Source organism: archaeon CG10_big_fil_rev_8_21_14_0_10_43_11 (assembly GCA_002763265.1).
Lineage (GTDB): Archaea > Nanobdellota > Nanobdellia > PEZQ01 > PEZQ01 > PEZQ01.
In genome coordinates, this window is the sequence record PEZQ01000008.1 from 37,788 (window position 1) to 58,171 (window position 20,384).

Here is a 20,384-nt window from a genome sequence, read left to right on the forward strand (position 1 = left end):
CTTGAATCGTGATGCCTCGCTCTTGCTCTTCCTCAAGAAAGTCAAGCGCGCGCGCTTCTCCTGCTACTTTTTCACTGAGCATGCCTGCTCCTGAAAGAAGCGAGTCTGAGAGCGTGGTTTTTCCATGGTCAATGTGAGCTACAATACCCATGTTTCGGATTTTTGTAGGCTCGCTCATCAATTCCTTAATCTTTTGTGAATTATCCTTCTTTGCCATACTAACACCATTAATACGAGTAGTCAAACTAAACTCACATAGCTTTTTAATGCTTGTGGTACGCCCTTATTTTCCTGCTGACCCTACACATGCAAACCGCCTTTTTTAAAACATGACTCGTGTAGGTAACAACAAACCAATGCTTTAAAAAAAAAGCGTGCGCAAAAAACCCGGGCTAACTCACTACTCGCGCGTGGTTAACAAGAGTTAAAAAGAGTTAGTGCGCATAGTTTAGAGGCATTTCTTGAAATACGCTCCTGAAGGATAATCATGACAAACAGAAGCGATGAACGTAAAACTCTTGAAAAACTTGTTGACACAAAAAATATGTCTAGTCAGGTGCCTGATTGGACTGCATACGAGAATGGATGGTGCAAAGACCCGCGCGACCAGACGTGGATTTACATCCAAAATGGCAAACCCTTGTTTGGAGGGTATGGAAAAACAGAATTACGCTAAAGACTAGTTTTTGTTTGCGTAGCGGTACACTAAAAAGAGCAGGGCGCCTGCAGCAACAATAGCACCAATATACCACGGCGTAAGACCTGCATCAATAATCACGCGTCCGGTAATCATACTAAGAATTAGAGCAGGTGAGTGATTTAAACGTTTAGGAAAAAAAAGGTTTAACGGCTTGCTGCTGCTTGTCGTTCTGCTTCAACTTTTTTAGTGATTGAAAAACTGGTTTTATCATCTTTTGATGCTTTGATAAGCTCGTCTGCCAATACTTGCGCTGCGCTGCGCTTGTTTTTCACACATTTCAAGTACACGCCCTGCGTGAGCCAGCGAAGCGCTAAATCAACGCGTCGTTGCGGTGAGCAATCAACTGCTTTGGGGTGTCTAATACCCCCATACTCGATAGTAGTAACTTCTTCCATAGGTGCAGAATATTCGATTGCGCGCACAAGAATCTGAATAGGATTATCATTTGTTTTTTGCTCAATAATATCAAACGCATCAAGAACGGTTTTCGCGTTAGACACAAATTTTCCGCTGTTTCTTCCGCTGGTGAAATTGTGTTTTTTTCCTTTGTGGCCTGAAACCATCATTTTCGTGATAAGTCGCTCAACAATGTGCATGTCCTCACTTTTCCAAAAACGCTTGGTTTCCTGTCTGCCTTCGTTTCGTGGAACAATGATGTTTGGCGTGCTAATGTAGCCAATAAGACCCGGATCCCTAATTGAGACCGCGTTGTCATACTTATTGAATAATCTGATAGTGTCAACCATGTTTTAGCGCCCTACTTTTTCTTCTCCTTTTTGCCCTTAATAATTTCAGGCAAGCTGATGTTATTGACTTTAATTACTTTAAATTTAACCCCCGGCATGTCTCCTGCACTGCGTTTTTGGGGTCCGCCAACACGCTGAATTATCACGTTATCGTGCTCATCAATGTGCTTGAGCGCGCCAACACCCGGCATGAATGCGGTTACGGTTCGGCCATTTTTGATGAGTTGCACAACCGCACATTTACGCAATCCGCTGTGAGGCTGTTTGACTTCAACGTTTTTCTTTCGAATAACAATACCTGACGCCATTGGAGCTCCTCCAAGCGGGTCGTACTTTCTCCACGTTCCCTGAGACTTGTGCAATGACCCTTTTGCGGAGTTCTTGTAGTCTTTTCTTCGCTTTAATAAGGTTCGTCCGGCCATAATGCCGCGTGCTTTCTTAACCATTTTACCTCACAACTAATAGCACAAGGGTTTTTAAAGGTTATTCTTTGCCATGCAATAAACCAAACACGGCATTGCTTTTATCATCATCACAAATCGTTACCTGACATATGAAAGTACAAAGAGAATGCTCAACAGGATTGGCTGGTGGATAAGATAGATGACAAGCGAGCGCCTGCCAAGAGCACACAGGTGACTGACTACCGGCAATTTTGAGAAGTCTGGAACGCTGAGTTTTCGCGTCTGATTTTGGTAAAAAAACGCGCCAAAGGCAACACCGCTAAAGACGAAAAAAAGCCAGGGAATAAGGGGTTCATAATCAAAATAATACCAGTTGGGTTGCACAAGACCGGTTGGAATAAAAAGCGGGTGTGAAAATGAGAACAAGGGCTTTGCATACGTGATAAGGGCAACTCCAAGCGCGAGAATACTGTTTGCAACACCCAAACCAAGGTAAAGCGGGGCAAAAAGTACTGCTACCCCGATGAAGTGAAGCGTTCCAAACACAACCGTGTTTTGAGGAAAAAATGTAAACGTTACGATAGTGATAATAACGCCCAAAAGGAATACGCGCGCGCCGCGAAACACAAAATGCGTTTTTTGTTGTCTGCGCGCGTAGCTAATCGCAAGACTGGTGCCTACAAGAAACATAAATAATCCAAGACCAATCCACACCCCTACTTTGAAAAACGGCGCTGACAAGTTAATAGAGACAAACCCAAAAAAGGCAAGGTCAAACAAGAAGTGATACACGACCATAAGGCTGATAAGGCTTCCGCGCAAAAAATCAACTTCCCAAAACCGCTCATGCATAGTTATGGTTTAGGAGTGCGATTCATATTCAAAAAGTATTCGCGCTCAAGGCAGTTGCGTTGAAAATGAGGTTAAGGCGCGTTTGAGTTGGGCAGTGTTTGTAAGAAGGCGGTTGCGCAACAATTGCATGTCAGGTTTCTTTTCAATCTCATCAAGATTCCTTTTGCACATTTCAAACAAACTGTAGAGAAAGCCAAACGAGCGTTTTGTTGAGGTTGGCGTGTTCCTGATTGCTTCACGAACGCTCGGCGCGTGTTCTGCAAGCTCTTCACATTCCTCTAAAAGCGCGCGTATAGATGGTTTTTCTGTTGTGCTAAACGCGTCAAGATTAGAACAAAACGTGCTTGTTGCACGAATAAACGAATCAAGGGATTGTCTAGTCACAATGCTCACTCTGACGTATTAAGAATTAAAACATTGTTATACGCCACAGAATATGATTTTTCTCAGGTTAAGCGCACAATAGTAATGTTGTGGTAGCGCTTGATAAGCTGGGTTGCGTATTTGAACTTGCTTTTTACGAGCCCCTTATCACTTTCAGGTGACAAGTGCAGAATTGAATTGCCTGATGAGTCAGTGCTCACATAACTTCGTCCAAGCTTTGCGGGATGAAAAATGTTGCTTGCAAACTTGACCGGGTCCTGGCTAAACTCAATAACTTCCACTTTCTTATTGAGCTTGTTTTGAAGTGCAACAATATTACTTCCTCTCCTGCCTATTGCAAGTCCTGCTTGGCCTTCTTCAACAACAAAAATTATCTTGTTATTTCCAACAATACAATCTTTGACACGCGCGCCTGTTACACTCTCAAATAATCCAACAAAACGAAGCGAGTCCGTGTCAAGCTTGATTCTAACCATCTTACTTTTTCACCGCTAGAGCACTAACCATAAATGGTTTTTTACACACCACGCCAAGGTCATAACTGTTTCCAGGAAATACATTCACACGCGTGCCAGTTAGTTCTGCGTAGTACGTGACGCGCTCTTTGACTTTTTGGCTTGTGTTATTTGAAAGAAAGACTTTGCTCACAGCATCTTTTTGCAGTGCAGAAATCACATCATCAACGCCCACAACAGTTTTTTTTGCTTTGAGCGCTGCACGTATTTCAGTTGATTGTGCTACGCGCGAAGCGTCTTGTGTTATGTCAGTATCTTGTGTCATGGGGGAACGCTTACTCCTTAGAAGGTTTAACCTTCTTCTCTTTTTTATTACTATCTGTTTTTTTTGCAACCAGTTCAGGAAGCCCTGTTCCAATTGGTGCAGGCTGGTTTATCATGATATTTTCAATCACACCGCGAAGCATGTCTACCTTATTGTGTGTTGCTGCGTCAAACAAGTGTACGATAGGTGTTTCAAAACTTGCTCGTGCAAGCGGACTTGATTTTCTGCCAACAATACCATAGCGAGTGATTCCCCGAATCTCGCCTGTGTAGGTCATAAGGTCTGCTACAAGCATGATGTGGCGAATGTCAACACCAAGACCTTGTTCTTCCATAGTGCTTACAACTTCGCGAATAATTGCTTCACGAGCAGCATCAATGCCAAGCACGTCATACATTTCCCAAATATGATTGCTATGCGTGCGGGTTTCGTCAACTTCAGGAATTTTCACCACTTTTTTAAGGTTGGTTCCGCTTGTTTTAATAACAAAACCGCGGCCGCTTCGGATTGGAAGCACTTGTGAAATGCCTTTAACACCGCGCACATAGGTTTGCAACACTTTTGCTTTAAACTTGTACACGTCAGTCACATCAATATTTGTTTCTGCGCTAATGCAAATAGTTGATTCGCCTGCAAGCTCTGCTTCAATTTTCTTGACGCGCTGCTGTAATGATTCAAGCACTTCTTGTGCAGTAATATCATAACTGCCCAGTTTTTCTTCATCAAGTTCAAAATTGATTTTGAAGTTAAGCAGGTCAATAGTAACATACTTGATAAGGTCATCGAGCGTGATTTCAATCAAACGGGCTGCCACCTTTCGCGCAATTGACTCGTCTGCTTCAAACTCTGGTTTGAGATAGATAACCATTGTTGGCGTTGAGGGCTCTTTTCGTGCGTCAAAAATTTCAATAATACGAGGCAAACCCAAGGTAACGTTCATATCACTTACGCCAGCGTGATGAAACACGTTCATAGTCATCTGCGTGCCGGGTTCACCAATGGATTGTGCTGCAATAACGCCAACGCTGTCTCCTTCTTCAACGTACATGCTATATAATCGTTCCAAAATCTTTGGAAGCGCGCCTTTCTTGTTTTTTGAAGCTTCAAGCTCTGCTTCGATTTCGCGTCTAATTTGTGGAGCAACGTCTTCTATGTTCATTCAAGCACCTCAGTAATGATTTGTCTCATGTTTGGTTTGCCGCCGGCACTTTTTCCAACGTCAATACCATCTTCTCCAAACAGGAATTGAACAATGTTATTCCAGTCATCTCGCACGCTCTTGTCGCGCACAACCTTAAGGTCTTGCAAGGAATTAACCAGTCTGCGCTGCAAATAACCGCTCTTTGGCGTTGCCATGCTCTTGTCCATAAGGCTTGCACGACCCGTGACCGCAACAAAGAAAAACTCGAATGGATCGAGCCCGTGAATAAAACCGTTTTCAATAAACCCATGACTTTTTGCACCAAGGTCTCCGCGCTCAAAGTGAGGAAGCACGCGTTCAAAATATCCTTTGCTGATTCGTGAACCGCGCAAACTTGTTTGTCCGTTAAACGCGTTCATCAAACCAATGTTGAGAAGTGAGCCTTTTGCACGTGTTTTAACCATAACCATGGTATCGTTTTCAAGCGTTTTAAAGACTTTTCCAATTTCATTGATTGCCTGGTTTCGTGCTTTGTTAAGCTCAGTTACGATGCGAAGCTCAAGAGTTTCTCTAAGAGTCCTGCCAGGAAATGCAACCAGTTTCTTTTGCTTGAAGTCAGTAATAAGATCCAAAACGCGTTTGATGCCATCCCGTTTGATTTGCTTAACTGTTTTTTCAAGGTCTTGGGGGATTCTAATATCTCGAAGCAGCATAGAAAACCCGTGCATTTGCAGGGTTTGCACTGCAATTGATGAGATTTGTTGGATAAACGTTGCCGCGCGTGCTGAGCCATGCTTATTTGCAATTGCTTGCACAAGCTTTCCGCCAGGACCCACGCTTGATGCGTCAATGGCACCATGCACAAGCTTTCCTGATTTAATCACCACAAGCGCATCATCTTTGATAAGCTCATCTTTACTTGCTTGTTTTTGTCCATACGCAGTTGGGCCTTCATAATCAAAATCGTCGGGCAAAAAAAGACTAAACACTTCTTTTCCCGTGTACTCTTCTTTTCGTTCAGGAAATTCTGTTTCAATGCCTGACTTGAAAAGAAGCTTGTACGCTTCTTTTGCGCTAAGCACCATGCCTTTTCGTGTGAGCACGTAACAACCACTAATCTGGTCTTCTACAGGTGCAATAATTGATGTACCATGTCGAGGAGAAATTATAAGTTCATTAACGCCCATGAGGATGCGTGCTTCTGCTTGCGCTTCTTCAGTTTGGGGAACGTGCAAGTTCATCTCGTCACCGTCAAAGTCTGCGTTGTACGGCTTTGTAACTGCTAAGTTGATTCTAAACGTTTTTCCAGGCAACACGCGCACGCGATGACCCATAATAGACATTTTGTGAAGTGAGGGTTGTCGATTGAAAAGTACAACATCATCATCAATGAGGTGGCGTTCAACAATGTATCCTGGCTCAAGTTCTTCAAGCAATACTTCTTTTGTTTGGTCAGTGACTTTCTTTCGCTTTCCATCAGGTGTGATAATGTAGTTTGCTCCCGGATAGTTCGGCGTGTTTTTGAGCAGGCGTTTCATGTAATCCATGTTCCATTCTGTCACGCGTTCAGGAATAGTGAGGTCTTTTGCGATTTGTTCAGGAATACCCACCTGATCAATTGCAATACGTGAATCAGGTGAAATAACGGTTCGTGACGAGAAGTTCACGCGTTTTCCTGCTAAATTTCGTCTAAAGCGACCTTCTTTTCCTTTGAGTCGTTCTGTAAGGGTTCGCAGCGGTCTGCCGCTTCTGTGTCGTGCTGGTGGGATTTGTGAAATACTGTTGTCAAAAAATGTAGTAACGTGATACTGAAGAAGCAACCACAAGTCTTCAATAATAGGTGCGGGTGCTCCTGCGTTAAGGTTCTCATAGAGGCGTTGGTTTGTCCGCACAATGTCACCCAGCTTGTGGGTGAGGTCGTCTTCGCTTCTCTGTCCGCCTTCAAGCGTGATAGATGGTCGCACAGTTACAGGAGGAACGCCAAGAACAGTGATGATTGCCCATTCAGGTCGTCCTGCACTCAAGTCAAGACCAAGAAGCGCGGTGTCTTCTGAGCGAATTTTTTCAAGCCAATCACGAATATCAATAGGAGTAAGTGATTCAGTTCCAAGGTAGAATTTGCTTGGTTTTTCGTACACAACTTTTTCTTTCTCAGCATTGCAGTGCGGGCAGGTTTTCTTTGCTTTGAGCCGGTTCACGATTTTTTTGATGTGCGCCCACATTTCAAGTTCTCCAACGTTTTCTTTAACTTGGTGGAGTTCATGTTCGTATTTTTCTTTTGTTGCATCCGTTACCATTAAACGGCCGCAATCACGGCACGTTCCGCGAAGCATGTTGTACATCATACCAATGTATTCATAATGAAGTACCGGCCGGGCTAGTTCAATAATGCCAAAGTGTCCTGGACACTCATTGACTTTTGCACCGCACGTTCTGCAACGGATGCCCGGGTCAATCACACCCATACGCTGATCCATAAGACCACCCTCAATAGGGTAACCGTCAACATCGTAGAGTTCAGGGTTTACAATATTTACAACAGCATTACTCCTGATGAGCTCAGGTGCCATTATCTTGAATTCAATGCTTCCGACTTTATCCATTACGCGTATCATAGTAGTGTTCAACCTTTCTTGGGTTTTAGATTTAGTTTTGGATGAATGCCCAGTGTTCTTAGCTCATCAAGCATGAGTTTGAATGCGTAGCTCATCTCTACGAACGTGATTCGTGCTTCTTTACAGCTTGGGCATACTGCTTCATTTCTAAATGTGTTGTATACTGCAGTAAGGCCACAATTCTCACATACGGGAATAACGGTTTTGTCACTGTCAAAGCGCTCCTTGAGCAGGAGTGATGCTCCGTGAGCAACAAGCACATCTTTTTCCATCTCACCAAGGCGCAGACCGCCGTCTTTAACACGACCTTCAGTTGGTTGTCTTGTGAGCAGCTGCATTGGTCCGCGTGAGCGTGCGTGAATCTTTTTGCTGACTAAGTGTTTGAGTCGCATATAGTAAATATTTCCAACAAGGATTTTTGCCTGCATTTGCTCGCCAGTCACACCATCGTAGAGTGTTTCTGAACCGTCTTCTCTAAATCCAAGTTCTTTGAGTTTTTTCATGAATTCTTCCTGTTTTTGACCTTCAAACGCGGTTCCATCCATGTACTCACCGGTAAGCGCACCAACTTTTCCTGCAAGTGTTTCAAGCACTTGACTCAACGTCATTCGACCCGGAAGTGAGTGCGGGTTGAAAATGATATCAGGCACAACACCGCTTGCAGTAAACGGCATGTCTTCTTGACTGTAGACCATGCCAATAACGCCTTTTTGTCCATGGCGGGTTGAGAATTTATCACCAATTTCTGGAATCATAAGTTTTCGAACCTTGACTTTAACGCTCTTGTTTCCATCCTCGCTTTCAGTGAGAACAACACTGTCAATAACGCCGTCTTCTCCGGGATGCACGATAATTGATGCATCTCGTCGTGCTTCAACACCCATCTTGAATTCTTCCATTTCTGCAAGGAATCGAGGCGGGCTTGTTTTTCCAATCACAACGTCTCCTTCAGAAACAATTGCTTCAGGATGGATAAGACCATCTTCTTCTAAATAGCGATAATCAGTTTCCACTTTGTAGCCGCGAACATCTTTATCAGGCACTTCAAACAAGTCAACTTGACCGCCAAGATAGCGGAGTTCCTGACTCTTATAGGGTTTGAAGTATGCTGAGCGGAAGAGTCCCCGTTCAATTGATGATTTGTTGAAAATAATTGAGTCTCCAACGTTGTACCCATCAAAACTCATAACCGCAATCACAATATTTGAACCGCAGGGGTGCTTATCATATCGGAGTCGGTTAAAAATAAGGGTGTCAACAATGGGTCGTTGAGGATAGAATAAGAGGTGTGAGTCAGTGTCTTGGCGCAGGTGGAAGTTTTGCGTGTACAAACCAATGCTTTGCTTTTGCAGCCGTGCACCAAAACTGACACGAGGTCCCTGATTGTATTCTGAGAAGGGAACCATTGCCGTGAGCACGCCAAGAATCACATTTGGACTAATTTCTACATGAGTGTGTTCTTTTGTGATTTCTTTTTCAGTAATGGCAATAAGCGCGTTTTCTTCCTCATCAGAGTCCAGATACTCAATAATACCGGACTTAACAAGGTCGTGCCAGCTCATTTTTCCGCTGGTCATATCTTTAATAATGTCTTTTGTGAGTTTTGACACGCCTTTTTCAACAACAAGAAGAGGCCTGCGTGCTCTACCTTTCTCAGTGAGGATTTCAACAGAATTTTCTACCTCATTGTAGTACACATTCATACTTGAAGGGAATATTCCTGCTCTTCGCAGTTTTTTAACCTCTTCAATGAATTGCACGGGTTCATCGTGCGTGCCCACAAATATGTGGTCAAAACTTACATCAGCCATGATTATAATTCACCTATTGTTTTGAGTCCGAGTTTCTTGAGTTGGGGAAGCGCGTCTTTGAGTTCAACCGGGTTCTCAGTTGAGATTTCACAACTGAGCGCTAAGTGTTTTCGCAAACCCACGTTTTGTCCTTCAGGAGTCTCGGACGTACAGAGTTTACCCCAGTGCGTTGGGTGCAAGTCACGGGCTTCAAAATTTTCGCGTGAAGATGAAAGCAAAGACACAACACGGCGCAGATTTGAAACTGATGCGAAATGATTCATGCGGTCAAGACGTTGTGAAATACCGTTTCTACTGCCCCAATTCCCTGTTGCAAGCGCGCTTCGCAGGCGGGATGTGAAAATCTTTGAGCGCGTTACTCCCTGCAATGAAGGAATACGACCTCGTTTAATGAGTCGTTCGTAATTGTATTTAATGTCTGAAATCATCATTCTAAATGAGCGTCTAAAGAGGATTTCCATCATGTCTCCGGCAAGGCGGAGGCGTTTATTAGAATAATGATCCTTATCATCAGACGGCAAGTCACCATTTGAGACAAGAAGCAGTTTTTTCACACACTTTCCAAGATAGTGCGCTTTGAGAATGCGCGTTTCTGGCGCGTTACCAACATGGGGAAGAAAATAGTTGTCAATCAGGTTCATGATGCGTTCTTTTCGCTTATCTTCCTCAATATAGGTTATCTTTGCTTTTTTCGCGATGTAGTTGAGCGCATCTTCCTGGGTTTTAATCTCTTTTGCTGTGTAGAGATTGATGTAAATATCATTGTAGAGTTCGCGCTTTGTTGAAATATATTCTGCGATTTCACTGTCTTTTGTAATGCCAAGCGCTTTCATAAGAATAACAAAAGGAATATCGCGAAGACGCGTGAAGCTTGCATACACCATGCCTTGTTTGTTTCTTCCAAACTCATGGGGGATACGGTATCCTTGCCGTTCTGAAAATATTTTTCCAACAAACTCGTGTTTTCCATGCGGATTATCCTGGATGAAAAGCTTGTTTGGCGCAAGATCCTCAATAATCACGATTGCACGCTCAGTGCCATTAACAATAAAATAGCCGCCAAGGTCGTACGGGTCTTCTCCAAGCTTAATGAGTTCTTCCTTGTTCTTGCCATTAAGGTAGCACAACTCGCTTTTGAGCATGACGGGCATGTTTCCAAAATAGACCGTGACTTCATCTTCACGAACACCATCAGCAATAGGAGTCATTTTAAGATAAATAGGAGCTTCATACACAAGGTCGCGCGTGCGCGCTTCAATTGGCAGCACTTTTCGAGTTGAACCGTCTGCTTCACGAATAACTGGTTTTTCAACCCACACATCACCAAACTCGATTTCGTACGTTTGATACCCTTCTGGTTTGATGTCAAGGGCAATAGTCTTTGTTTCGTTTACGACTTCCTGCATGGTTTGTTTAATAAATTCATCGTAAGAACAAATATTGTGTGATACAAGGTCAACTGATTTGAAATATTCTTGAAGTAATTGTTGAGAATTATGCATCCACTACCACCCGATAATATTTTGCTTCCCCTGCTGTTCTGCTCTTACGTGTGATTTCCACCACGTCACCCGCCTTGAGTTCCAGTCGCTCGACAATAGGGTCGGATGAGAGCAGCTTTGGCAGCTTTACCCGTTTAATAGAAAATGATTCAAGAAGTGAGGTAATTTCAGATTCTTCAAGCTTACGGTAGGCGGGTACAAAATCATGTTGAAGGATATCAAACTTTTTAGGCATTCATTTCACCAAAGCTTTATGCAACACAATGGTATCTTTTAAAAGCTTTTCGATGAGCTTTTCAGGGCTTTGTGTTTGGGGAGTGTGGAAGTGAGAAACATAACATTACAACTTCTTTTAAACGTTTTGGTAATTAACGAATTTATCCCCGATTGTATACCTTTTGTCTAACATAAACACATAAATGTGTTTCACGCATCAGAACCCCCTGCATGCACGCGGTTGATGAATTTTTGTTTTGCAAAGCAGATCTTCCTTGTTATGGCAAGGAATGGTACTATTTTGTTCTCTCACCAAACAAAGGCGAGCAAGCGGTCTACTGGCTTTTGCGCTCGCAGATGAAAACACAAGGCAGCGCGCACAAAGAAATAGATTCTGCATGGTTTTACAAAAACCAAACACTAACTGAACTTGGACGGGCACCCTCACACATGAAAACTGCAAAAGGTATTCGCATCTCAAATGATGCACGCACATTTGAACTGCGCGGGTCATACCCTCACTACGCGATACGGCTCACGCATGAGGGAAGCGTGCTTCTTGAAGGACGCACAAAACAAGCCTATGCAAAAAGCGCTGAACTGAGTAACTCACGCGTTCTTGCCTTTAACACACGAGTCTATAATGATGTGCTTAATTTTAGCGGAACATTTCTCGAAGACAATGTTGAGTCACATATTATCATCCAAAAAGCAGTGGTAAACGGACCCTTTCTTCCCTGGAGATGGTCGCGTCTCTCTTTTGAAGATGGAAGCGTGCTTGGTTTTTCAAAAATACCGATTCCAAAACTCAAAAGGGATTTTGCTAACTACGCATACTTTTATGACGCAACAGATTACAAAACACATGACCTTGGGTGCGTGAGCGTAGAGCAAAGCCCAAAACAGTGGCAGATACAATCAAAAAATCTTGAACTCATCTTAGAACCCTACGCAAAACAACTCACCACCTTTGAAGCCCGCGGTTCTTTTAGCTATGAAGTGAATCTTGTACGAACAAAAGAAGTGCTCATCAAAAACAGGACAATAACGCGCAGTACGCGCGATTTAGGCACAGGGTACGGACCGTTTGAGAATGCAAATGGTTTTGTGTTATAACCTTTGAGCGCAACAAGATTTATGTGCAAAAAATGCATGACCCTTACCCATGCGCTCGGTTATCAGACCTGAACCTGCAACGTTTCGAACGCTCTTTTTGCGGGCTCTCAAAAAAGGACATAGTATCAGCATGCATTGCACGTGCCGTGTTGAGTACAAAGGACGCGCAGTGAGCACGCTTGAAACAGGCGACCGTCTTGTTATTATCAAACCAGATAAGACCGTTATTATACACCAGCCTGCAGGACGAAACCCAGTAAACTGGATGCCGGTACACTCACACATCACACTTGATGAGAATATTATTCGCGTTGAAAGTGTGAATCCTCGTGAGTTTATGACAATTCATCTTGAAAAAGTGCTCGTATTCTTATCCTCACCGCTCACTGACGGCGCATCACTCGTGCAAGCGGGCAGCGAGGCTGACATGGCAAACATGATTTATCAAAACCCACACGTGCTTGGCGAGTTCGTGCCGGCAAGCAGAGAAGAACAGACCGCTTACGGGTTTATAGACGTGTTTGGCAGGGATTACAACAATAATCTGGTAATTGTTGAGTGCAAGCGCTATAAGGCCGGCCTAGACGCGGTTCAGCAACTGCGCAGGTACGTGGAAAAAATAAAAAAAGACAAGGGTAAGGAAGTAGTAAACGGAATAATCGCTGCTCCGGCAATAACTGAGAACGCGAAGAAAATGCTTGAAGACTGGGGTTTCAATTTCATTAAAGTTGAACCGCCAATGTACCTGCTCCCGGATAGGGAAAAGCAAAAAAACTTAGGCGAGTTTTTTTCATAAACGCGTGAGAAGCGTGTTAGGGATATTTTTGGTTTGTCTGATGTAATCAATAACTGCCTGAAGCCCTGCACCCCAGCGCTGAAGGCGCATAACGTCATATTCTGAGCGTAGCGTCCCGTTTTGCTGAAGCGTCCATGTCATGTCTTTGTAATGCAACACTTGCTCAATTGTGTTGGAAAAAATATAACGCAATTTCACTGGACAGTCGGGTTTTGAAAACTGTTCAGTCAGCTCATCTAATGTTTCACGCGGCACGTGCGCGCTAATGGTATCATGCAACGTGTTCATAATAGCCCCATTATTAAACTACGCCATGCCTATATTAATACACCTAGCCCGCCACCCCGCTACTTTAAAAAGAGCGTGAGAACGGGTTAGCCAAATGTGAACGCGTTCGCGCTTACGTTTTCTTCAAACACGAGTTGGAGCAAATGATTGGCGTACTCTCCTGCAACCACGTTATAGAGTCGCGGCTTGTCAATAGTGATGTAGGCTCCAGATTCATCAAAGCGCACGTCATCTCCGGCATAGGACTCGTTAATGTCAGCACCATTAAGCATAACCCGCACGCGCTTTGCACCATTATTTGAGTCTGCAACAATGTTTGCGTTTTTTGCGTAATAGTCAAGAAGCATTACTGACTCATTTGATTTGGCAATCACATACTCGTTTGTGCTCTGCCATGCTCCGCTTAGATACACGCGGTGCGAGCCAATTGAGCTTGGAAGCGTGTAGGTAACTATTTCACCAAGTTGTAAACCCCCACTGTTTCCGATGTTTTGACCGCGTGGAATTGCATACGCATAGCCAAGATAGAGTTCAGGCGTGTTTGGTGTTGTCGGCGTGAGGTCAGGCATTATGTCACCAACATCTTCAAGACTCGCACCGGCTTCTTCAAGAAGTGCGCGAATGGTTTGCTCGGTTTTTTCATATTGTCCTTCACCAATCACATCATCACGAATCACGCCGTTTGCGTCAATAATGAATTTGTGCGGCCAAAACCGATTATTGTACGCGCGCCACGTGAGATAATCATTATCCTGCACCACCGGGTACTCAATGCCAAAATCCGCAACAGATTGTGCAACGTTATCATACTCTTTTTCAAATTCGAATTCAGGCGTGTGCACGCCAACAATCACCAGCCCGGCATCTGCATATTTCTCATACCAAGAGGTAAGATGCGGAATGGTTCGAATGCAATTAATACAGGAATACGTCCAAAAATCAACAATCACCACGTTCCCGCGCACGCTTGCAAGCGTGAAATTCTCATCAGTGTTAATGTAGCCACTAATGCCTGCAAGCTCTGGTGCTTCAACATTTTGTGTTGACCAGTACGCGTCAGAAATAGTGCCAAGCACGCCTTGTGACGCATTTTGCCCCTGTAAGTAAAGTATAAGTCCTACAATAATAATCAATGCAAGAGTGAGCCATACGTGTCGTGATTTCATTTTGAATCCTTACCTTTTTTTGCTATGTTTTTTGTTGAGATTGATGCAAGATACGTTAAGTATCCGGGAATAAGGGGGAGCACGCACGGACTTAGGAACGAGACAATACCGGCTAAAAACGCGATGCCAAGATTAAGAGACGCGCCAAGGGATATTGACGCGTTAAAGCTTACAAGAATATCTGTTGCAAGCGCAAAGTTTGCAAGACGGCTAAGCTGGTTTGTAAACACCAGAATGCCAATAAGCACGAGAATCGCGCCAAAAAACTTGTTTACATATTCAAGTGTGCGCCCTGCTTTTTTGATAAGACCGCGCGCTTCATTGGTAAAAAGACCTACTAACAGGAAAGGAACGCCAAGACCAAACGAGTACGAGAGCATGAGCAGCAATGCCATGCTTGGCTGAGTTGCAGCTAAGGTGAGAATCGCTCCAAGAACCGCGCCGACACACGGCGTCCAGCCAACAGCAAAGGACGCGCCAAACACAAATGACGCAAGATATGATGAATTGAATTTTCGCGTGATACTGAATTTGTGTTCGCGTGAAAGAAAATCAATACTAATAAGCCCCATCACGTACAGACCAAACACAATAATGATAACGCCGCCAACGCGCGAGAGCCAGATTTGCACAAGATATGAGACGCGGACAAGAATGGTTTGTAAAAGCACGCCAAGAATGGAAAACACCACTGAAAATCCCAGCACAAAAAACACGCTACTTATAAATGTTGACCAATCCCGCTTTTTTAGTGATGTAAACATTTATAGACCAACTCCAAAGACAGTGTGGATTCTAAACACAAAAATAAGATAGTAAAGCGAGATTAAAAACATGATGATTCCTGCGCCCCGGTTAATAATGGTTTTATATTTTGTTACAAACAAAATGATGTGCTTGCTTTGATTAAGGGATATAAAAGAGAACGCAAGAAGCGGTGCGCTAATACCAAAGCCAAATGCAATAAACGTGAGCACGTTTGTTACAAAACCAATGACAGTAATTGCGCGCGTAAAAAGTGCTGCAATAAATAAGGGATTGCAGGGAATCACGATTGCGCCAAAAAAGAAACCAAACAAGAACGCGCGCAAAAACGTGTTTTTTACGCGGGGAGCCTGCAGGTGAGGTGCGTACTTTGACACATCAATATCAAAGATGAGCAGGACACTAATAATAAGAAGCACCACAAATGCGAGCGGAGAGATAATGCCAATCACGTTTGTAAGTGAAACTTGTAAGATAGTGGTAAAAACCAAACCAACAAGTGACATGAAGGCAATCACGCCAAGACTCACAATCACGCCAAACAATGCAATACTGTTTTTATCATTCTTTTTTTTCCGATGACCCGGTGAGAAGGTGCTTGCAAGATAGGATAAAAATGCGGGGTATAACGGCAAAACGCACACAGCAGTAAGCGGAGTGAGCACGCCAAGCACGAACGCAGCAAGAACATCAGCAATAAACGGGCTCACCGTCACACGCCCCCGCACTGTGAGAGCGCCTCTGCTTCAAGCGTGCTTGCTGATTTCACGCCAGACTGCAGAAAATACGCTGACTGGTCAGGACAAACAAGGATAACCGGTGCGCTTGGTGCTGACAAAACACCAAGACCAAACGCGTCGCGAAGAAGCGCGGTCATTTGCGAATCTGCAACAGCAAAACGCCAGTCAAAACCATACGCGTCCAAATGCGAGCGCACGCGAGCTTCATCTTCATTAGGGTCTGTGTCAAGAGACACGTGCACATATGTGTCCTCAGTTATTTTTGCAAGCTCCCGCTGTTGAGCAAGACATGTTGGACACCATACTGCAAAGCTTTCAACAAACACGGTTTTTCCCGAAAAATCAGACACGCTAAACGATTCGCCACTCAACACGTCAGTAAGAGGAATTGTCTTCCAGTCAATCTCAGCGTTTGATGAGAGTTCAGGCGTTGTTTGCAACGCAGTTGTGCAGCCTGAAATAAACATTCCCGCTATAACAAGCATGAATACAAGACCTGGATGATGCCCATTATTCATACACAGTAAAATGTAACATTTGTTAATAAATATTGTTGGAATGTGCAAAAACACATTAAAATACTGAACACCTTTTTTTATGAGTATGACATCATTTGCTGAGGGGGTATACACCGTTGTTCGCACCATCCCCTGCGGGCGCGTAACAACGTATCAGGCAGTTGCACACGCTCTTGGATGCAGAGCCTATCGGGCAGTGGGTGGTGCGCTTGCAAAAAATCCGTACGCGCCACAGGTACCGTGCCATCGGGTTGTGCGCTCAGACGGAACACTTGGCGGTTTTGGAGGCGCAACAGACACCACAGAAAAACGCGCACTTCTCAAAGCAGAAGGCATCCGCTTTGATGGCGACCAGATTCGTGATTTTGACCGGGTTTATGTGGATGTAACACATCAAGAATAAACTATTTCTATGCATAGTGCGAAAAGAAGAGTATGAAAAAACAAAAAACACGCCAAGACGCGCTTGACAAGCGTCTTTTGGCACGAAACGGGAAAAAATTGAACACGGTTATTAGCGCGCTTTTGGCTGATAACGAACTTGATGCTCTTTTAGAACTTGCAAACATTGTCTCAATAAAACGCCTCGGATTCAACGACCATGGACGCGTGCATGCGCGCATTGTTGCGCTTAACGCGCTCACCCTGCTTGATTTGATTCATGCAAAAACAAAAACCAGTCTTGAAGAAGAAGGAATCGGTGATTTTGAGGACTCTCAGGTCGTAGCGGTTGTTGCCGGATTTGTGCATGATGTTGGTATGAGTACCGGACGCTACGAGCATGAAATGCACGGACTTGTTCTTTTGCACGATATTGTGATGCGCATACTTACCACACACTATGAGCCTGCAAAAGCGCGCGTGATGCACGCAATGATTCAAGAAGCGGTTGCAGGCCATATGGGAACGCGGCCAATTACCAGTATTGAAGGCGGGGTTGTGCCCATTGCAGACGGGTGTGATATCACTAAAGGCCGTTCTCGCATCCCCCTGCGACTGAGTGAACAAGCGCATAAAGCAGATATTCATGAATTCTCAGCAAACGCAATACAAAGCGTAAGCATAGAAGGCGGAAGAGAAAAAGCAATTCATATCACGGCAATCATGGACAATCCTGCGGGCTTGTTTCAAATTGAGCAAATCCTATTGCCAAAAATAAAAGTCACACCGCTCAAAAATGATGTGCGCGTGCTTGCTCGAATTGGGAAAAAAACGTACACATACCTGTAAAAACGTTTTTAAACACGCGCGGGATTATTGCGGGCTATGAAAACAATTCGCGTATATCCCGCATACCATATTGTTTCTCGTAGTGATGAAACAAAAAACGGAGTTATCTTTGTTGGCCAACACAACAACGTTATTGGATTTAGAGGCAAAAATTGTGAGCTTATCCCGATTAGAAGCGTGTACAATCCAAACAATCACTACACGCTAAGCTGTTTTAACAATGATGCGAGCGTGCCAAGCGTGGATGAGATGCAAAAAAAACAAGGACTTGTGATATATGAACCAACAAAAAACGTAACGCATGGCAGTCTTGTTGGCATCTTGGAACACACGAAAAAAAGTGGCATCCAAAAATTCTTTTTTGATTCAAAAGGAGTTATTAGCGGAGAACCTGATTTTGCGTGGCTTGTTGAAAACCTGCTTGAAACGCAGTGAGCGCGGCCTACACGGTATCGTAACCGGAAAATCTTGGGTAGGTTATTTTCTCTTTTTTAAACACTTCTTTTACGCGCAGCGCAATATCAGTTCGAAACGCGACTTCTCTTCTCTGGTCAAACACGTAGGCTTTGACAACAAATTGAGTAAAATGCGTTCCTTCACTTACCACAATGCTCACGGGCTTATGGAAGTTGCAGTATGATGAGCCTACTGCAGCTTCCCACAAAATCTTTTTGACAAGGCGTGGGTCGTTTTCTGGTGCGGTGTAAAAGGTTGTTATCACAAGCATTGACAATCCCCCGCTTGTGGCGTTTGCAAGCTGGCGTGTTTGCACAAGACTGTTTGGAATGCTTACCTGCGTGTCATCAAGGGTTTGAATTCTTGTGTCAAACAATCCCACGCTTTTAACTTCTCCATAAAAGTTATCAACTGAAATCTTATCCCCCACGCTATACGATTTTGACCAGGTAAGCATGATACCACTTAAAATGTTTGCAATAATCTCTTTTGCTCCAAAACCAAGGGATATAACAACAATTCCAACACCGGCAACAAGTGTGCCGCTTGGAATGCGAAACACTGATGTAAGAATAAGAAGAAACGTGACTGAATAAATAAGAAACATGATAATGGGCACCACGTTTTTTATCATCAAACGATAGCGCGTTGTTCGCTCTGAAACGTAGGTAAGAAACACACGCAGTGCGCGGGAAAGCAGTAGTGCGAGCACAAAAAGGATAATGCCTGAAATGAGTTGCGCAACTGAAATGTCGTGGAGAACATCAAATTCAGGCATGACGTTTGAAACAACGCTTGGAAGCGATAAATTTTGTGCAAAAACACTTGTTAGGGATAATAACGCTGCAAGCACCACTTGTTTTCTTCTCATCACACGTTCTCCGTGAGTATGTTATATTTTTTGAGCACACCTTCAAGCAAAGGAAGAATAATAATTGGCGCACGATAATAGTTTCCTTCTTTTATAATGATGCGCTTAAAGTGCAAGTCATTAAGAATGATTTTTGCTTCCACGCGCTCAAGGCCCATGATAACAGCAAAGTCTTGAGCGCTCAGCGCGCTGTGAAAAAGAATAGTTGAAACGGCAAAGATACGGTCTTCTGCATCTGAGAGCAAATCATCCATGTCAAGGGCACGCACGTTTTGGAGAGTAACGCGTTTTTTATCATACATTACTGAGTGCTTCACGTATTGCAATGCAGCAAGGGGGTTTCCTTCGCTTACTTTTGCAATTTGCGCCCATAACTCGCTCTCAAGCTTTTTTGCATTTACCACGCGATGCGTTTTTGCGTATTCTCGCGAAGCTGAAATGCGGATTGCAAGTCCTGTTGATTCAAATACGCGCGTAATCAAAAATTTGAGTTCGCGCTCACCCATGCCCGGGATGACTTTTACTTTTGAAAAAAGAAGAGACAGTTTAAGCACTTCATTAAGATAGTAATAGGAATACTTGTCCCACGTTGTGACCCACAGCACGTTTTTTTGTGTCACTTCAATAAGATAGAATAATGTTTTTATCAAATCAAAACCTCCAATTTTTCGCAAAAAAAGAAGGTGACAGTCGTCAATAAAAATAGCACGTTTCTTCTTGTTGAGTTTTGTGATTAATTGGGAGATTGACGAGCATTGAAGCTTCAGCGCTTTTGAGAATGCGTATATAAGTTCGCGCTCATCACTCATTCGTTCAAGATGCATGAGAAGGGTTCCTTTTTGCGCGTGGTGTTTTAAAAACGCGGTTTTACCAACGCCTCTCCCCCCAACAATAGCAAAACTTCCGCTGCGCTTTTCGTTCCACTCACCAAACCAGCTGTCAACTTCCTCATCTATAGGGCGGGGGATATAGTCTTCTTTTGAAGGAAAATCAAGCACCAACTTTTTTTCAAGTTCTTGAGGAAGTTTTGATGCGTAATCAACAAATTCAATTGTTTCAGTTTCAATCACTTGTTTTCCAAGAACAGATTCGCGCAAGTCTAACAGTTCTTTTTTTAACACGTCCTCAGAAGAGTACATGAACCGTTTGAGCAAGAACACCGTGTCAAGCACACGATTTAATGTTTTTAGGTGTTTTTTTTGCGCGCGTGCTTGCTTTTTGTAGTTTGTTCACTTTCACTTCCCCTCCCGCTAACAGAATACAGGACATACTGGCTATAAAAATGTT

25 protein-coding genes (1 of these 25 only partly in view) are annotated in these 20,384 nt (G+C 43.7%); 6 read left to right on the forward strand and 19 right to left on the reverse strand.

Going from position 1 to position 20,384, the window contains the following annotated elements:
• Positions 1–217 carry the 5' end (the start) of an elongation factor EF-2 gene (locus COT72_04455; GenBank protein PIN99812.1) on the reverse strand. The gene continues 1,895 nt to the left of window position 1, outside the view, so 217 of the gene's 2,112 nt are visible here — the first part of the coding sequence; it begins with the start codon at positions 215–217; its stop codon lies beyond the left edge, outside the window.
• Positions 218–487: 270 nt separating this feature from the next.
• On the opposite strand from COT72_04455, the gene COT72_04460 reads away from it, so the two are divergent.
• Positions 488–676 carry a hypothetical protein gene (locus COT72_04460; GenBank protein ID PIN99813.1) on the forward strand — a complete coding sequence of 63 codons (189 nt, stop codon included), beginning with the start codon at positions 488–490 and terminating at the stop codon, positions 674–676.
• A 167-nt stretch (positions 677–843) separates the two neighbouring features.
• On the opposite strand, the gene COT72_04465 is transcribed toward COT72_04460, so the two are convergent.
• From COT72_04465 to COT72_04515, 11 genes are all read right to left on the reverse strand, one after another.
• Positions 844–1,446, reverse strand: a complete 603-nt coding sequence (locus COT72_04465) for a 30S ribosomal protein S7 (protein PIN99814.1) — start codon at positions 1,444–1,446, stop codon at positions 844–846.
• A gap of 11 nt (positions 1,447–1,457) precedes the next feature.
• Entirely contained in the window at positions 1,458–1,892 is a 435-nt protein-coding gene (locus COT72_04470) for a 30S ribosomal protein S12 (GenBank protein ID PIN99815.1), read from the reverse strand.
• Between the two features lie 96 nt (positions 1,893–1,988).
• Complete coding sequence (locus COT72_04475) at positions 1,989–2,702, reverse strand: hypothetical protein (protein ID PIN99816.1); 714 nt, start codon at positions 2,700–2,702, stop codon at positions 1,989–1,991.
• Between the two features lie 45 nt (positions 2,703–2,747).
• On the reverse strand, positions 2,748–3,086 hold the full coding sequence (locus tag COT72_04480) for a hypothetical protein (protein ID PIN99817.1): 339 nt from the start codon (positions 3,084–3,086) through the stop codon (positions 2,748–2,750).
• Positions 3,087–3,148: 62 nt separating this feature from the next.
• On the reverse strand, positions 3,149–3,562 hold the full coding sequence (locus COT72_04485) for a NusA-like transcription termination signal-binding factor (protein PIN99818.1): 414 nt from the start codon (positions 3,560–3,562) through the stop codon (positions 3,149–3,151).
• Position 3,563: 1 nt separating this feature from the next.
• Positions 3,564–3,866 carry a 50S ribosomal protein L30e gene (locus tag COT72_04490; GenBank protein PIN99819.1) on the reverse strand — a complete coding sequence of 101 codons (303 nt, stop codon included), beginning with the start codon at positions 3,864–3,866 and terminating at the stop codon, positions 3,564–3,566.
• 10 nt (positions 3,867–3,876) lie between these two features.
• Complete coding sequence (locus COT72_04495; GenBank protein ID PIN99820.1) at positions 3,877–5,025, reverse strand: DNA-directed RNA polymerase subunit A''; 1,149 nt, start codon at positions 5,023–5,025, stop codon at positions 3,877–3,879.
• Positions 5,022–7,622 carry a DNA-directed RNA polymerase subunit A' gene (gene rpoA1, locus COT72_04500; protein ID PIN99821.1) on the reverse strand — a complete coding sequence of 867 codons (2,601 nt, stop codon included), beginning with the start codon at positions 7,620–7,622 and terminating at the stop codon, positions 5,022–5,024. Before rpoA1 ends, COT72_04495 begins: the two co-directional genes overlap by 4 nt.
• Before the next feature lie 8 nt (positions 7,623–7,630).
• Positions 7,631–9,433, reverse strand: a complete 1,803-nt coding sequence (rpoB, locus tag COT72_04505) for a DNA-directed RNA polymerase subunit B (protein PIN99822.1) — start codon at positions 9,431–9,433, stop codon at positions 7,631–7,633.
• A 2-nt stretch (positions 9,434–9,435) separates the two neighbouring features.
• The gene (locus COT72_04510) at positions 9,436–10,935 is read right to left on the reverse strand and encodes a DNA-directed RNA polymerase subunit B'' (GenBank protein ID PIN99823.1); all 1,500 of its coding nucleotides are present in this window, start codon (positions 10,933–10,935) and stop codon (positions 9,436–9,438) included.
• Entirely contained in the window at positions 10,928–11,170 is a 243-nt protein-coding gene (locus tag COT72_04515; GenBank protein ID PIN99824.1) for a DNA-directed RNA polymerase subunit H, read from the reverse strand. The genes COT72_04510 and COT72_04515 overlap by 8 nt, the downstream gene beginning before the upstream one ends.
• A 212-nt stretch (positions 11,171–11,382) precedes the next feature.
• On the opposite strand from COT72_04515, the gene COT72_04520 reads away from it, so the two are divergent.
• A complete protein-coding gene (locus COT72_04520; protein PIN99825.1) occupies positions 11,383–12,267 on the forward strand; it encodes a hypothetical protein in 885 nt (294 codons plus the stop codon).
• A 49-nt stretch (positions 12,268–12,316) separates the two neighbouring features.
• Entirely contained in the window at positions 12,317–13,063 is a 747-nt protein-coding gene (locus COT72_04525) for an endonuclease NucS (protein ID PIN99826.1), read from the forward strand.
• On the opposite strand, the gene COT72_04530 is transcribed toward COT72_04525, so the two are convergent.
• The 5 genes from COT72_04530 to COT72_04550 all read right to left on the reverse strand — a co-directional run bounded on the left by COT72_04530 (position 13,058) and on the right by COT72_04550 (position 16,669).
• Positions 13,058–13,351: a hypothetical protein gene (locus COT72_04530; GenBank protein PIN99827.1), complete on the reverse strand. Its 294-nt coding sequence runs from the start codon at positions 13,349–13,351 to the stop codon at positions 13,058–13,060. The genes COT72_04525 and COT72_04530 overlap by 6 nt on opposite strands.
• An 86-nt stretch (positions 13,352–13,437) precedes the next feature.
• Positions 13,438–14,517: a thiol-disulfide isomerase gene (locus COT72_04535; GenBank protein PIN99828.1), complete on the reverse strand. Its 1,080-nt coding sequence runs from the start codon at positions 14,515–14,517 to the stop codon at positions 13,438–13,440.
• Positions 14,514–15,281 carry a cytochrome C biogenesis protein gene (locus tag COT72_04540; protein ID PIN99829.1) on the reverse strand — a complete coding sequence of 256 codons (768 nt, stop codon included), beginning with the start codon at positions 15,279–15,281 and terminating at the stop codon, positions 14,514–14,516. Before COT72_04540 ends, COT72_04535 begins: the two co-directional genes overlap by 4 nt.
• Entirely contained in the window at positions 15,282–16,010 is a 729-nt protein-coding gene (locus COT72_04545) for a cytochrome C biogenesis protein (GenBank protein ID PIN99830.1), read from the reverse strand.
• The gene (locus COT72_04550; protein PIN99831.1) at positions 15,995–16,669 is read right to left on the reverse strand and encodes a hypothetical protein; all 675 of its coding nucleotides are present in this window, start codon (positions 16,667–16,669) and stop codon (positions 15,995–15,997) included. The genes COT72_04545 and COT72_04550 overlap by 16 nt, the downstream gene beginning before the upstream one ends.
• On the opposite strand from COT72_04550, the gene COT72_04555 reads away from it, so the two are divergent.
• Genes COT72_04555 through COT72_04565 form a run of 3 tightly spaced genes read left to right on the forward strand, consistent with a single transcriptional unit; the run spans position 16,620 to position 18,205 of the window.
• Positions 16,620–16,943 carry a cysteine methyltransferase gene (locus COT72_04555; GenBank protein PIN99832.1) on the forward strand — a complete coding sequence of 108 codons (324 nt, stop codon included), beginning with the start codon at positions 16,620–16,622 and terminating at the stop codon, positions 16,941–16,943. The genes COT72_04550 and COT72_04555 overlap by 50 nt on opposite strands.
• A 32-nt stretch (positions 16,944–16,975) precedes the next feature.
• Positions 16,976–17,770 (forward strand): phosphohydrolase, encoded by a 795-nt coding sequence (locus COT72_04560; GenBank protein PIN99833.1) that lies wholly within the window; start codon positions 16,976–16,978, stop codon positions 17,768–17,770.
• Between the two features lie 36 nt (positions 17,771–17,806).
• Positions 17,807–18,205: a hypothetical protein gene (locus COT72_04565; GenBank protein ID PIN99834.1), complete on the forward strand. Its 399-nt coding sequence runs from the start codon at positions 17,807–17,809 to the stop codon at positions 18,203–18,205.
• Between the two features lie 7 nt (positions 18,206–18,212).
• On the opposite strand, the gene COT72_04570 is transcribed toward COT72_04565, so the two are convergent.
• Together COT72_04570 and COT72_04575 are read right to left on the reverse strand one after the other, a co-directional pair.
• The gene (locus COT72_04570; GenBank protein PIN99835.1) at positions 18,213–19,097 is read right to left on the reverse strand and encodes a hypothetical protein; all 885 of its coding nucleotides are present in this window, start codon (positions 19,095–19,097) and stop codon (positions 18,213–18,215) included.
• Complete coding sequence (locus COT72_04575; GenBank protein ID PIN99836.1) at positions 19,097–20,269, reverse strand: hypothetical protein; 1,173 nt, start codon at positions 20,267–20,269, stop codon at positions 19,097–19,099. Before COT72_04575 ends, COT72_04570 begins: the two co-directional genes overlap by 1 nt.
• Positions 20,270–20,384: the final 115 nt, after the last annotated feature.

Bases quoted from the DNA above. Each gene is read 5' to 3' on its own strand.
- COT72_04460 (PIN99813.1), top strand. From the start codon at position 488: ATGACAAACAGAAGCGATGAACGTAAAACTCTTGAAAAACTTGTTGAC.
- COT72_04465 (PIN99814.1), bottom strand. From the start codon at position 1,446: ATGGTTGACACTATCAGATTATTCAATAAGTATGACAACGCGGTCTCA.
- COT72_04470 (PIN99815.1), bottom strand. From the start codon at position 1,892: ATGGTTAAGAAAGCACGCGGCATTATGGCCGGACGAACCTTATTAAAG.
- COT72_04475 (PIN99816.1), bottom strand. From the start codon at position 2,702: ATGCATGAGCGGTTTTGGGAAGTTGATTTTTTGCGCGGAAGCCTTATC.
- COT72_04485 (PIN99818.1), bottom strand. From the start codon at position 3,562: ATGGTTAGAATCAAGCTTGACACGGACTCGCTTCGTTTTGTTGGATTA.
- COT72_04490 (PIN99819.1), bottom strand. From the start codon at position 3,866: ATGACACAAGATACTGACATAACACAAGACGCTTCGCGCGTAGCACAA.
- COT72_04495 (PIN99820.1), bottom strand. From the start codon at position 5,025: ATGAACATAGAAGACGTTGCTCCACAAATTAGACGCGAAATCGAAGCA.
- rpoA1 (PIN99821.1), bottom strand. From the start codon at position 7,622: ATGATACGCGTAATGGATAAAGTCGGAAGCATTGAATTCAAGATAATG.
- rpoB (PIN99822.1), bottom strand. From the start codon at position 9,433: ATGGCTGATGTAAGTTTTGACCACATATTTGTGGGCACGCACGATGAA.
- COT72_04510 (PIN99823.1), bottom strand. From the start codon at position 10,935: ATGCATAATTCTCAACAATTACTTCAAGAATATTTCAAATCAGTTGAC.
- COT72_04515 (PIN99824.1), bottom strand. From the start codon at position 11,170: ATGCCTAAAAAGTTTGATATCCTTCAACATGATTTTGTACCCGCCTAC.
- COT72_04520 (PIN99825.1), top strand. From the start codon at position 11,383: ATGCACGCGGTTGATGAATTTTTGTTTTGCAAAGCAGATCTTCCTTGT.
- COT72_04525 (PIN99826.1), top strand. From the start codon at position 12,317: ATGCGCTCGGTTATCAGACCTGAACCTGCAACGTTTCGAACGCTCTTT.
- COT72_04530 (PIN99827.1), bottom strand. From the start codon at position 13,351: ATGAACACGTTGCATGATACCATTAGCGCGCACGTGCCGCGTGAAACA.
- COT72_04535 (PIN99828.1), bottom strand. From the start codon at position 14,517: ATGAAATCACGACACGTATGGCTCACTCTTGCATTGATTATTATTGTA.
- COT72_04540 (PIN99829.1), bottom strand. From the start codon at position 15,281: ATGTTTACATCACTAAAAAAGCGGGATTGGTCAACATTTATAAGTAGC.
- COT72_04555 (PIN99832.1), top strand. From the start codon at position 16,620: ATGAGTATGACATCATTTGCTGAGGGGGTATACACCGTTGTTCGCACC.
- COT72_04550 (PIN99831.1), bottom strand. From the start codon at position 16,669: ATGGTGCGAACAACGGTGTATACCCCCTCAGCAAATGATGTCATACTC.
- COT72_04560 (PIN99833.1), top strand. From the start codon at position 16,976: ATGAAAAAACAAAAAACACGCCAAGACGCGCTTGACAAGCGTCTTTTG.
- COT72_04565 (PIN99834.1), top strand. From the start codon at position 17,807: ATGAAAACAATTCGCGTATATCCCGCATACCATATTGTTTCTCGTAGT.
- COT72_04570 (PIN99835.1), bottom strand. From the start codon at position 19,097: ATGAGAAGAAAACAAGTGGTGCTTGCAGCGTTATTATCCCTAACAAGT.